The 13,287-nt window shown below is 71.3% G+C and carries 2 protein-coding genes; both read right to left on the bottom strand.

What is annotated here, in order from left to right; all coding sequences use genetic code 11:
- Nucleotides 1-7 precede the first annotated feature (7 nt).
- Nucleotides 8-634, bottom strand: coding sequence for an RNA polymerase sigma factor (locus tag ACSFBC_RS00425; protein ID WP_435508346.1), 627 nt, complete (start codon nucleotides 632-634; stop codon nucleotides 8-10).
- A 21-nt stretch (nucleotides 635-655) separates the two neighbouring features.
- Complete coding sequence (locus ACSFBC_RS00420) at nucleotides 656-13,099, bottom strand: filamentous haemagglutinin family protein (RefSeq protein ID WP_435508345.1); 12,444 nt, start codon at nucleotides 13,097-13,099, stop codon at nucleotides 656-658.
- Nucleotides 13,100-13,287 lie beyond the last annotated feature (188 nt).

Genomic DNA, 13,287 nt, shown 5'->3' with positions numbered 1-13,287 from the left:
GCTCCCGTCAGCGCGGCGCCCGCAGCGCACGCCGGGGCGTGCTCACGCCGGCCAGCACCGCGCGGCCGCTGCCTGCCGCGCAGTGGTCCAGCGCCTGGCGCAGCGCGGTGTCCACGCTGCGCAGCGAGATGGCCTGCCGGCGCGCGACCTCGTCGCGGCTCAGTTCGTCGATGCGCAGCGCGACCAGCACCGCGCGATGGCGGCGCGGCAGCCGTGCCATGGCCCGGTCCACCGCGGCCAGCTCGGAGCGGTCCGCCGCAATGTGCTCCGGACCCGGCGCCTCGTCGGCGACATGGTCGAGCGCATCGTCCGCGATGCCGGCGTACTGCCAGGGCCGGTGGCTGCGCATGCGGTCCATCGCGACATTGCAGGCCACGCGGTAGACATACGCCTCCGGGTTCTGCACGGCCGCGCGCACGTCCATCTCGCCCAGGCGCAGCCACGCGTCGTGCAGGCATTCGCTGGCCAGCGCCGGGCAGCCCAGATGGCGCACCAGCCGGTGCCGCAGCCGCTCGTAGTGGCCCGCGATGAAGGCCTGCAGCGCGACGCGGCGCTGCGCTTCGTCCAGCGGCTCGTTGGCCGCCTCGTCGCCGCCGGAAGGCGCCGCCGGCGCGTGCAGGATGCTCGATGCCATGACGTTGCACCTTCGCCGGGCTCAGCGTTCCTGCCGCAGCTGGCGCCGCTGGTCGGCGCTCAGTCGCGCCAGCTGGGCGGCATCGAAGTCCTGGCCCACGCCGACGAACTGCACCGGGCTCGCGGGGTCGTAAGGAAGGCCGCGCGAGGGTTGCAGCGCAGCCCGGGGCGAAGCCGGGGCCTGTTCGGCACCCGGGGCCGGCTCGTTGCCGAAGCCCAGCACGCGCACGGTGAACACCGAGGGCAGGCTCTGGCGCGCCGCCACGCGTTCGCGCTGCAGCACTTCCTGTGCCGCGCCCGCGGCCTGCGCGGCGGCGGCACTCGCGTTCGTCAGCGCGCCCACGTTCACCGCCGCCACGGTCGGGATGCCGGTGGCCTCGCCCTTCACGGCGACGTTGGCCGCGTTCACCACCTGCAGCGCCGCGAGGTTCACGTTGCCCGAGACGCGAATGCCCGCCTCCCCTGCGTCGATGGTGCCCAGCGGCGCGATCAGGTCGATGTCGCCCGCCGGCACTTCCGGAATCGGCGCCAGCGTCGCGATGCCCGCGCCCGTGCTCGGCACCACCGATGACACCGTGACGTTGCCCCACTGGTCGTACACGCGCTTGGGCGGCGTGTACACCACCGTGGTCTTCGAGCCCCGGCCGGCGTTGATGTCGCCCGCGGCCGACCAAGCCTGGATGCCGCCGCCGAAGGTGGTCATGATCCGGCTCTGGCCCAGCAGGATGCTGCCCAGCGAGTAGACCGCGATGTCGCCAGCCCCCTGGGTGATCACGCCGGCAGTCGACGGTGGCGCTGCGCCTTCGATGCCGAAGGTCTGGGCGCCGCCCGGCGTGAGCATCTGGATGTCGCCCCCGAAATCGGTGTGCACGCCGGCGCCGCCGAACAGGGTGATGTCGCCCTTGTAGGCGAGGGGGCTGCCGGCCACGTCCTGGTCGGGGAACAGCGCGGCGATGGCCGCCCTGCCGCGCACATAGCTGCCCTGGCGCACGCCGCCGTCCTGGGTGTACTCGCGGCCGGCGGCCTTGAGTTCGGCGAAGTACACGTCACGCGCGAACACGCGCTGCTGTTCGGCGGGCAGCGCGGCGTAGTAGGCCCGCGCTTGTCCGCTGTCGCCGACGAAGCCGAAACGTTCGGCCAGCCAGGTGACCAGCTCGTTTTCATAGGTCTTGGCGACTTTGCTGCTCTGAAGCGACAGCGGCTCGCCCGCCTGCACCACCTTGGCCGGGTCGAGATAGCCCTCGACGAAGCGCCGGTAGTCGGGGCCCTGTGTGCCCGCGCCCGCCTGCATCACGATGCTTGCGCCGGGCCGCTTGTCCCCAGAGGCCACGGCGCCGAGGCTGGTCACGCCCACCTTGTCTTCCATGCGGATGTCGCGGCCCGCCGTCAGTTCCAGGGTGCCCGGCCCCGCGACGTTGAAGGCGCCGTAGATGATGTCGCGTCCGGCGCTGACGATGGAAATGTCGGTAAGGCTGTTGTGGACGAACAGGTTGCCGGCAACCTTGTACTGATTCCCGACGGCACCGACGCTGGTGCCGCCCAGTCCGGTGCCGCTGCTGACGATATCCCGGCCAGCCAGCATCCATACCGGACCGGCGCCTTCGTGAAGGGTCTGTCCGACACGAGGGTTCTCCGGGTTGATGATGTTCACCGTACGTCCACTGTTGACCCCCAGCAGGTCACCGCTCAGCGCATAGAAGCGCGCCGGATCCAGCACATCGCCCCCCGACAGGCTGGCGCTGTTGGGCCCGAAGGCGAACAGCGGCGAGAGCCCTAAATCGGCCATATTGCCGTCGCTGGAAACATTGCCGCTGCCCGCGATCAGGACGCCGCTGGCGAAAGCCTGGAAGGCGGGATGCAGGATGGTCGCCAGCGACTCCGGCGCCGCACTGGAACGGCTGACGACCAGCTCACCGCCGTAGATCGAACCCCCGGCCAGGAATTCCAGCTGACCGTTGGCCGACGGCGCCAGCACCAGCGCGCCGTGCGTGGGAAAGGTGCTGGGATCCATGGCCGCAGCGCGGCCGTAGTACAGGTTGCCGCTGGCGGCGACCGCGCGCAGTGTCGCGGGGTAGACCATCGCCATGTCGGTTGCCGTGCCCTCATCGCTCACCGGCGTGAGGTTGCCCCCCAACGACATCAGGTCGATCGCCGTGCGCCCGGTCCAGAGACTGAACCAGCTTTGTCCCACACCGCTGACGCCAGCGTCGCTCACATAGAGCGAGCCATTCGTCTGCTCTGCGCGCCCGGGATCGGCCACCTCCTGCACCACCAGATCCCCGCGGGTGGCCAGGCTGACGGTGGCGTCGCCCGGCAGCAGGCTCAGGCCGCCGGCTGCGCGGGCCGTGCCGGAGCCGATCGGATCGAAGGCACGGACTTCGCTGGGGTTCTTCTCCCCATTGCGGATGCCATAGCGCAGGGTCAGGCTGCCGAGGGCGCCGCCCGTCAGCTGCACATGTCCCCGCACATCGACCAGCGCGCCATTGAGATGGCCGCTGGTGATCTGGCTGCCAGGGTTCACCGCGCCGCCGACCCGCAGGTTCAGGTCGCCGCCACCCGTCAGTTGCAGGCTGCCATCGGCCGCGACCCTTCCGGTGCTGCCCACCGCCAGCACCAGCCCCTGGCTGCGCGCGTTGACGTTTTGATCCGCGTAGCCCGATGCCAGTGGCCGGACGATCCCGGCATCGCCTCGGACATCCACATCCAGATTGCCGCCGCCCAGGGTGCCGAAGCCGGTGAAGCCGACCATCTGGTCGGCGCCACCGGTCAGGCTCGCGGTGTAGGAACCGAAGTTGATCCACCAGGCGGTGGCTTGCGCCTGGTCGCCGCTCAGGCCATTGCCTTGGCGCCACAGCCAGTTGCCGACGTTGGCGGTGTCGTGTCCACGGTCGGTCGCCACCGGACGTCCGAAGGGGCTGAATGAAGGACTGACGATGTTGCCGCTCAGGTTGCCGCCCACCTTCAACAGCAGGTTGCCACCGCCCTCGGGATACCACGCGCGGTACAGGCTGTCCGGCCCGCCGTTGACCAGCTTCTCGTTGCCGCCGGCGTTGGCCAGCACCTTGCCATTGGCGCCCAGAGCCCGACCCAGGTTGTACGGATCGTTGGCCGAGGTGGCGCTGGAGGAACTGCCGGCCGTGTAGACGCCGTACAGCGACTCCATGCTCAGATTGCCCGCGGCCAGCAGGTCCAGGTCGGCCGCGCCGGTGCGGACCACGCTGAAACGGGTGCTGGCCCCCGCCACCAGGGTGTACGCATCGCCGCTCAGGACGCAATGAGTAGGCGCGTCATCACAGACACCGGGGTAGGCGTCGGCATCCCGGACCGGCTGGCCCACCATGCTGTCGTCGCCGAACCAGTCGAGGGAACCCTCCTCGGTCCACACCATCATCCCCTTGCCGAAGGAGCCGTAGTGGCTGTCGGCCAGCCGCAGGTTGCCGGACACCGGGTGCGGCTGCAGCTGACGGCTGTCGGCCGCCTGGGTGTCGGCGCCGGCCACCAGCCGGATCGACCAGGACTGGGCGCCGTCGGCCAGCATGGGCGCGACCGCCCAGTTCTGTCCCTGGCGGCCGGCCTCCTCCACCCGCAGCTGGACGAAGGCCGCGCCACCCGGCAGCTTGACGTTGGTGCGCGTGGGCAGGATGGCGCCGCGCGGCAGGACCTTGCTGCCATTGAGGCTCACGGTGGCGATGGTGCCCAGGTTCCCGGGCAAGGGAACGCCCTTGGGCCAGACCATGGCCTTGACGCGCGCGAGGCTGACCAGCAGGCTGCCGGCGTCCAGCGTGCTGTTGACCGGCAAGGTCACCCTTTGACTCAACAACGTGCCCGCGGGGTACAGCACCTTGCCTGCGGCGTCCCGCACGGCCGCCGCCAGCACCGTGCCGGCCGGCAGCACCAGCGCCGCGGTGAGGGATGCCGGCACCGGCAGCCGGGTGCCGGCGATCAGGTTCACGGCCTTGATCGGCAGGTCGAAGTTGAGGGTCGCGCCGGCCGGGAAGGTGGTGCCGTCGGCCAGGGTCACGCCACTGCCCGGCACCACCACGTTGCCGCCGGTGTAGTCGATGCCGGCGCGCAGGATCCAGCCCTTGTCGTCGTCGGTCGGCGGCGGCGGCGCGAAGCCGTCGTTGATGCTGCCGTAGATGTTCAGGTCGCCACCCGCGCGCAGCGTCAGCCGGCCCACCTCGCCGGAACCGTAGACCGCGTCGTTCTTCGGGGTGTGGGGGTTGACGCTGGCATAGCGGTAGCCGGACAGATCGATGTCGCCCTGCACCACCAGGTCGCCGTCCGGCGTCCTGCTGACGATCTCCACGCCCGGGCGCAGATGGAAGGCATCGGCATAGCGGGCATTGTTCAGGCCCGCGAGCCGGTGGCGCATCAGGTCGTCGTTCCGCAGCGCGGCATCGATGAACCGTTCGCTCAGCGCATGCTTCTGGTCGAGGTAGGACTGGTCGATCACCTGGTACGGACGCCCGCTGGCGGTGGCGTCGGTCCGGGTGGGTGCGTCGTCGTAAAGGGCCATGCCGTTGAGCGCGATCGAGCGCGCACCCTCGATCTCCAGGCGGCCGCGGGCGTCGATGGCGATGTCGTCGCTGCTGCCGTCGGGCTTGAACACGCGTGGCGCGTCGAGCTCCAGCGTACCGCGGCTGCGGCCGTCGTTCTGGCCTGCCGCGCTGCCCACGGCCACGTCGGTGCCGTGGCGCAGGTCGATGCGCACGCCGTCGGCCAGCGTCAGCGGGCCGGTGCCGGAAGCCAGGTTCACGATGGCGCGGTTGGGCGCATCGATGATCTTGCCGTAGCTGTCCACGCGCAGCCGGCTGCCATGGGCGTCGAGCACCGCGCTGCTGTCGAGGCTCAGGCCGTTCCTGCCGGCCAGCGTGATGCTGCCGACGCGCTCGCCGCTGGCGTCGACCCGCCCGGTCACCCGCAGGCGGCCGTTGTCCACCGAGACGCTGACGGTGCCGGCCTTGACGTCGTTGCCGATGCTGAGGTCGCCCTGCTTGAGCTGGAAGCTGCGCGCGCCGTGGACCTGGCCCTGGTTCAGGCGCTGGTTGAGGGCCGCGAACTGGTCGTCCAGGCTGCCGCTCGTGCCCAGCCGCTGGGCCTGGACCTCCACCGCGCCGGCGAGGTAGGGCATCAGCGTGCCGCCGGCGTCGTAGTCGCCGCTGCTGCCGCCGAGGATCGCGCCCGCCAGATCGACGATGCCGGCAGCGCCGTCCACCGCCACCACCCGCAGCCTGCCCGCCTGGTTGTTCCGCGCCGACAGGTCGATGGTCGCGCCCGCCGCCTGCATCACGTTGCCCGCGCGGCTGTCCAGCAGCACCTCGCCGCCCGCGCTGTACTTGGTCAGGTCGTTGAAGGCGATGGCGCGGCCGGACACATCGACCGAGGCCGTGTCCGTCAGCACCACATCGCCGCGCGCATCCAGCGCGAGCTTGCCGCTGGGCAGCACCACGGCGCTGGCCAGGCGGATGCTGTCGCCCTGCAGGGACAGTTCGGCGCCCAGGCCCTCGGCCTGGCCGACCGGGCCGCCCGAGGCCGCGATGTCGATGGCGCCGCCGGCCCTGATGCGATTCACCGAGGCGGCCTCGCCGGTCATGAGCGGGGTCGTGATGTGCAGATTGCCGCCGCTGTAGGCAAAGCCCTGAAGGGGGTCGTAGGCGCCCTTGCTGCCATAGACCGAGAGGCTGCCCTTGTGGTTGGCGGTGATGCGCTCGCTGGCCTGGAGGTTGACATCGGCAAAGCCCAGGGCCAGGCGGTCGAAGGTGGTCGTGGTGCTGGGCTGGGCGAAGTCGCCATAGCCGAAGTCGATGCGCTCGGTGCGGATGTCCAGGCGCCCGCTGCCGGTGCCGGCGCCGCCCGCCACCACCGCGACAGCGGGCGCCGCAGCGCCCTGCCAGATCAGGTTGGCGGTGTGGATGGTGGCCACGTCGTTGGCATCACCGGCACCGTAGATCGCCGGCGTGGAGAGCAGCAGTTTGCTGAGCAAGGATTTGCCGGTCGTCGCGTCGTAGGTGTCCAGCGCGGCGGTGCCGTAGAAATTGAAGCTGTCGCGCGCCGAGAGCTGCAAGGTTTCCAGGGCCGGCGCGCCGAACTGCGTGTCGCCACGCAGCAGGCGGTCCAGCACGGGTTGGGTCAGGGTCAGGCCGGTGGGCAGGCGGTTGCCGGCCGCGGCAGCGGCCAGGGCTTCCGCGCTGCCGACGTTGATGCTGGACACCCCCAGGTTGAGGTGACGGGTGCCGTAGCGCACCGCCTCGCCCATCTCCAGGGTCTTGTCGGTGATGGCGACGATGCTGCCCTCGGAGTACAGGGCGGCCGGCCCGCTGCACGGCGCGCTGCTGCACACGCCCAGGCGGATGCCGCCACTGTCTTGCACGACGGTGGGGCTGATCACGTTGAGCAGACCGTTGGATACGGCCAGCATGTTGCCGACCTGGTAGACAAAGCCGTTGCGCGCGTCGTAGCTGGCCTTGCCGCGACCGATGGTGTTGATCGAAGCGCCCTGCTCGACGATGACCGCGCCGGAATCCCCCTTGCTCACCATGAACACTTCCGGCGCCGCCAGGTGCGCGCCGTCCCGCAGGATCATCGAGCTGTTGCTGGCGTTGAGGCCCTGCACGAGGTTGATGTAGTTGCCGGTCTGCCCATAAAGAACCACGGTCATGCCGCCGATCATCAGGCGCGAGGCGCCCAGCGCGTTGAGGCTTTCCGCCGCCACGGTGATCCCGCCGAAACCGCTGGTGGCGGCCTTGCCCGCCGCCACCACCTCGATGCCGTCGTAGTCCATGTTCAGCAGCGCCACGGTGCCGCCGTAGCCGCCGGCCGCAGCCTCGAAGCGGCCGATGCCTTCGAAGGAGAAAGCGTCCGCCCCGGCACCCTGCCTGAGGCCCAGCTTCAAGGTCCTGGCATCCACCGGCAGCAGGGGCCTGGGCACCCCCAGCCGGGCCGCATCGGCCATGGCGAAGGGCGCATAGCCGGTCTCGTTGTACTGGGCGTAGCGGCGCAAGGTGTCGGCCGGCGTCAGGGTCAGCTGGCTGGCGACGGCGTCGGCGATGCCGGTGTGGGCGACGGACAGGCGCCCTGTCGCGGACCAGGAGCCGTTGCGCAGCGCCTGAGCACCCGCCCCGGTGCCTGGACCGGCCAGGCCGTTGATCTCCACGCGGAAGGCGCCCGGCATCAGCGCATAGGTGGAAGGCATCAGCGTGTAGGTGCCCGCAGGCAGCCCCGGCACCCCGGCGCCGATGGTGACCTGCTGCCCGACCAGCGCAGCGGATGCGCCGCCCTCGGGCGCCACCGGCGCCTGGCCCGGCTGCACGCCGGGCACGAGCGCGTAGACCGGGTTGGTGCCCAGGCCAGGCAGCACGAAGCCGCCCTGGGTGCCGGTCTGCACCAGCGGGTGGTAGCGCGCATCGGTCGAACCGCCGCGCCCCGAAACGAAGCCGGCGCCAAGCAACTCGCCGCCGCCGGACAGGTCCACGGTGGCGCCAGGCTGCACCACCACCGACCGGCTGCCCAGGACCATGCCGACACCCAGCTCGCCATTGGTGTTCCCGCCCTGGCCGAGGAAGGTCACGGGCTTGCCGTCATAGCTGTAGGCCTGGCCGTCGACCGTGCCGCCGTACGGCAACACCAGGCCCTTGCCGCTGACCGAGCTCAGGCTGCCTGGCTGCAGCACGATGTCGCTGCTGCCCAGCGCGCCGATCTCGAGCCGCCCCAGGGGCGCGCGCACCACACCGCCCTGATGGATGGTGGGGCCGCCCAGCTGCAGGCGACCGAAGGCGGAATACGGCACGGCGGCATCGCCCTCGCCGCTGCGGGCGATGGTCAGGGTGCGCGTGCGGTCGTAGTCGAAGCCGGTGAAGTCTTCGGAGACGGCGCTGAGGAAGCCTGCCACCACCCGGGCGCCGACGTCGGTCGCCGGGTACAGCTGCGCCGCCCGCAGCGTCATGTCGCCCTTGGTCAGCAGCTGGGTGCTGATGCCCAGGGCGATCGCGTCCGGGCTGGCCCCGGTGAGGAAGCGCAGGTCGCCCTGGCTGTTCAGCTGCACGTCGTCGAAGCCGCGGCGCTCGACGCTCACATCGCTGCCGTTGGCCTGCGGCAGCTTGCCCAGCGCACCGAACAGCACGTTGCCGCGCACGTCGATGAGCTTGGCGCTGGCCTCGAACACGGCCTCGGTCTCACGCTGCGACATCGTCGGCAGGCTCAACGCCGGACGCAGGTACCAGTCCCGGTTGGGTTCCGGCGGCGCCATGATGCCCGCCAGTTGCAGGTAAGGCGCCGAGAGCGTGACGCGCGCATTGGCGGCGGAACCCTCGCCGAGGCCCATGGCGCCGCTGTACAGACGCAGGCTCTGGCCCATCTCCAGCGCCACGTCGCCGTCGAAGCTCAGCAAGCCGTTGCTCAGCACCGCAAGGTTGTCGAAGCCGCCGGCGCGGACCTGGTCCACGCCGAGCCGACCATGACCGTAGGTGAGGCTGTCCGCAGCCGCTTCGGCCGTGCCCGGCAGCATGCTGCCCTGGTGCACCTGGCCGAGCACCAGTTCGCGGACAGGGGTCACGCGGTCGGTGACCGCTTCCTTGATGTAGTAAGGACTTTCCAGCGCCACGGACAGGCTGCCGCCCGCCGCGCCGGCGCCGCCGGCCCGGGCCGTGAAGCGTCCGTCCAGGTACAGGCCGTTGTTGGAGGCCAGGCTGATGCTGCCGCCCTTGCTGGCGACCTGCACCCGGCCCTGGCCCGGAATGTCCAGCGCCGCCTGGTCGCCGGACGCGTCCAGCCGCGCGCCCTCGCGCACCACCACGAACAGGTCGCTGGCCGTCGCGATGCCGGTGACCGGATCGATCTCGCCGCCGATGACGATCTTGCCGCCGTCGCGCACCTGGCCGTAGCTGCGGCCATGGTCGTCCACCGCGCTCACGGCGCGGGCCGCCACGTCGATCAGCGCCTCGCCGCCGAGCCAGATCGAACGGCCGTGGCCGGCGGCCTGGGCCGCTTCGAAGCCGCGGGCCGTCAGGCCGGTCAGGCCGACGCTGCCGCCCCAGGCATGGAGCGCCCCGTCCAGCGTGAGCTGGCCGACGCTGCGCAGGTCGATGGACTGGCCGGGGTCGACGGCGATCACCGCGCCCTGGCCCACCACGGCCCGCACCGTCGACAGGTCCTCGGCACGCGTGCCGACCGTGCCGGCCTGCAGCGACAGGCTCGCACCCTTGCGCTGGGTGAGCACGCCCTTGACGGGGTCCTCCTGGTAGAGCGGCGGCGTCCACAGGGTCAGCGCCTCGGCGGGCCTGCTGCCGGTGGCGGCGTTCAGCGCCTCGGTGCCGAAGCGGAACACCGGCATCGTGACCTCGACCTGCGCGCCTTCGGCCACGGCAAACCCGTGGTTGCCGATGAGTGCATAGCGGCCGAAGCCCTTGTCGAAGAAGTCCGCGCCGAGCCGCAGCGTGCCGGCCGGCGCCGTTCCCACGGTGTCGCCGATGGCGATGCGATGGGTCTGCAGCGTGAGCGTGCCGCCGCCGTCCACACCGTGGCCGCGCAGCACGGCGCCGTCGAGCACCACCTGGCCGTCGCCGACGTTGAAGCCGTCGGCCTCGAGGGTCACGCTGCCGCCCTTGCCGCCTTGCGGCTTCGCCTTGGCCAGCAGCGCGGCACCCGAAGACACATCGATCACGCTGCCCTCGCCCAGCACCACGTCGCCGCTGCTGCGCGCCGACACGGTGCCGCCGTTGCGCCAGGCCACGCCGCCGCTGTCGACCGGGTCCTTCGACAGGTTGGTCCACAGGCCGCTGGTGTCGAGCGCGGCGCCGTCCGCGAGCACCACCGAGGCGATGCTGCCGGTCGGCGCGGCGAGCGTGCTGGTGTCCTTGAGGCTGTTGGCGCCGATCTGCTCCAGCACGTTGCCCAGCTGGATGCTGCCGCCGTGCGCCACGAGGTCGGCTGCGACCGTCACGCTCGGCGCGTACAGCGTGATGTGGCCGCCCTGGCCCGCCTGCAGCGCGCCGTCCACAGCGATGCTCTCGCTGGCCGCGATGCGCACCGCGCCCAGGCGGAAGCCGCCGAGCAGTTCGGTGTCGAGGACCAGCGTGTCGCGCCGTTCGGCCGGCAGCACGGTCGACAGATCGAGCCCCGCCGCGATGGCCTGCACCGCGTCGTCCAGCGCCACGTGCTTCACGCCGCCGGCCTCGAGCCGGCGGTACAGCGCGTCGCTGTTCCGGTCGAAATAGCTGTCGTAGCTGCCGACGACGAGCTGCCCGCGCTGCGAGGCCGCGAGGGCCGACTGCCGGTAGCCGTCGAGTCCCGCCTGCGGCGCCTGCGTCTGGCGCGGGCCCTGGAAGGCCTCGGCGACGATGTCGCCCTCGAGCACCGCGGCCTGGGTGCCGACGATCAGCAGGCCCGCATCGCGGCCGACCGTGTAGCCGCTTTCCAGCCGCTGCTGCGGCCCGATGAGCGGGCTGTAGAAGAATTCGGTGGTGTTCTTGCCCCAGCGCGCATGCGCATCCTCGAAACCCCGGTAGACGCCCGTGTACAGCAGGTCGCCCGGCGCCTTCGACACCTCGTGGAGCCGGCCGTCCGCGCCCTTGAGCCAGCTCTGGTTGATCTTGCCGGTCTGCACGTCGAGCGTGCCGCCCGACAGGTTGATGCTCGAACCGCGCTGCGTGACCAGGTCGCCGCCGGTGAAGCTCAGCGCGCCCCCCTGCGCCATCCACTCGCCCACGCTGTGCCCTTGCGTGCCCAGGTAGCCACCCACCTCCAGCAGGCCGCCGCCCGTGTACCAGCGCTCGCCCGCGTAGCCGTTGGTGCCGCCGGGCACGAAGACCAGCGAGCGCCGGTCGATCCACAGGTCGCTGTTGGCGAGCTGCTGGCTGTCGCGGTTCTGCGGCGCGTCGCGCTGCTCGTTGCCCTGCACGTTGATCTTGACGTTGTTCGATGCCATGGTGAGCTTCACGCCCACCGCGCCCGACACGTCGATGCGCGCACCCTCGCGCACCAGGCTGCGCTGCTTCGCATCGACGATCACCTGGCCGCCCGTGGCCAGCGTGAGCGAGTCGCTCTCGAACGCCACCGTGCCGCCGCTGCTCACCTCCACGCGCGACAGGTCGCGCCGGTCGTTGCCCGCGCGCATGATGCCGCTGGTGCTGTCGATCTGCACGGCCGGTGCCATCAGGCCGGTGCGCTGGCTGTCGAGCGCGGTGGCGCCGCTGTCGTCGAGCACGATGGCGGTCACGCTGCCGGCGCCGAAGGCGACCGCGCCGCCGGCACCGCTCGCGGCCAGGTGCACCGTGCCGCGCGTGTTGACCGAGGTGCTCGACAGGACCGTGCCGTTCTGCCGCAGCTCGCGGCCCGCCATCGTCACGTCGCCTTCGCGCGCCACGATCAGGCCGGTGTTCGTCGCCAGGCCTGCGGGGCTGTCGGCGAGGAACTGCGGCGTGATCTCGTTGCCGCGCGTGGTGGACGCCTGGTTGCCGCCGGTGCCGACGCCCTTGCGGATCAGGAAGCTGTCGCCCGCGGCCAGCGCCGTCTGGCCCTTCGGCGTGGCGATCTCGCCGGCGTTGTGCACCTCCTGGCCCAGCAGCAGCACATAGCCGCCGCCCTCGGTCGAGGTGCGGGGGGCCAGTGTGGCGATCCGCGCGCCGGCCCGGACCTCGACCTTGCCTTGCGCATCGGTGACGCTCGGCGTGCTGTCGGCGCTGTAGAGGCCGTTGGCGCTGAACTGCGCGTCGGCGATGTGCGCCGCGGCCGCCACCAGGTTGCGCGTGTCGACCTGGCTGCCGCCGTGGAAGACCACCCCGTTGCGGTTCACCACCATCACCGTGCCGTCGCCCTTGATGCGACCCTGGATCTGCGAGGGCCGCGCCTTCGGGTCGTTGACGCGGTTGAGCACGGCCCAGTCGGCTTGCTGCCTGAACTCGACCGTGGTGTTCTTGCCGACGTTGAAAGTCTCCCAGTTCAGGATCGCCTTGTCCGCGGTCTGCTGGATCGCAACGTGGCTGCGGCCATCGACCTGCGATGGCACCGGCGCATTGGCGTGGAGCCAGCCGGCCGTGAGGCTGTTCGTGTCGACCTCGAGGCCACCCTCGGCCATGCCGTCGGGCACGCCGCCGCCGGCCGCGAGCGCCGCCGCGCGTGCCGCGGCTTGGGCCGCCTGCTGCGCCGCGATGCCGCGCGCCGCGAGGTTCAGGTTGTCGATCGAGCGTGCCAGCTGGGCGTTGGCCTGCTGCTGTTGAGCCTGCGGGTTGGTGAGCGAGGACACGGGCATGCCGTTGGGCAGCCGGCCCGTCTGCGCAGCCGTGTTCTGGACCGCGCCCTTGGCGGCGAACCATGCGCCGCCCAGGGCCCGCTGGGCCTGCGCGTCGACCATGACGCCGCTCGCGACCAAGGCCACGGCGATGGCCTGTGCGATCGGCGCCCGCCGGAATCCTCGTCCCTGCATGCCCGTGCCTGGAAGGTTCTTGTCGCTGCGTCCGCGTGTGTTCATGTGAGGTTTCCGCCCGGTGATGGTGTCGCTGCCATGCGGCTGTCCGTCTCGTCGCGGCCAGCCGGATTCATGGGGGTGTCCACGGCACCAACGCTGCGGAAACTTCCCCCCTCTGCAGGGTTGACGAGTGGGCCAGGGCCGATACCGCAAACTTTTTTAGAAGCGCGTCAGCGGAGAGCGCGGATGCG

Source organism: Variovorax frigidus (assembly GCF_051216515.1).
In the GTDB taxonomy this organism is placed as follows: Bacteria; Pseudomonadota; Gammaproteobacteria; order Burkholderiales; family Burkholderiaceae_C; genus Variovorax.
The sequence above is the reverse complement of the archived record's forward strand: the minus strand, read 5'-3'. Positions and strand labels throughout refer to the sequence as shown.

What these genes read in the sequence shown, in the direction of transcription:
- ACSFBC_RS00425 (WP_435508346.1), bottom strand. Translation starts at nt 634, where the DNA reads ATGGCATCGAGCATCCTGCACGCGCCGGCGGCGCCTTCCGGCGGCGAC.
- ACSFBC_RS00420 (WP_435508345.1), bottom strand. Translation starts at nt 13,099, where the DNA reads ATGAACACACGCGGACGCAGCGACAAGAACCTTCCAGGCACGGGCATG.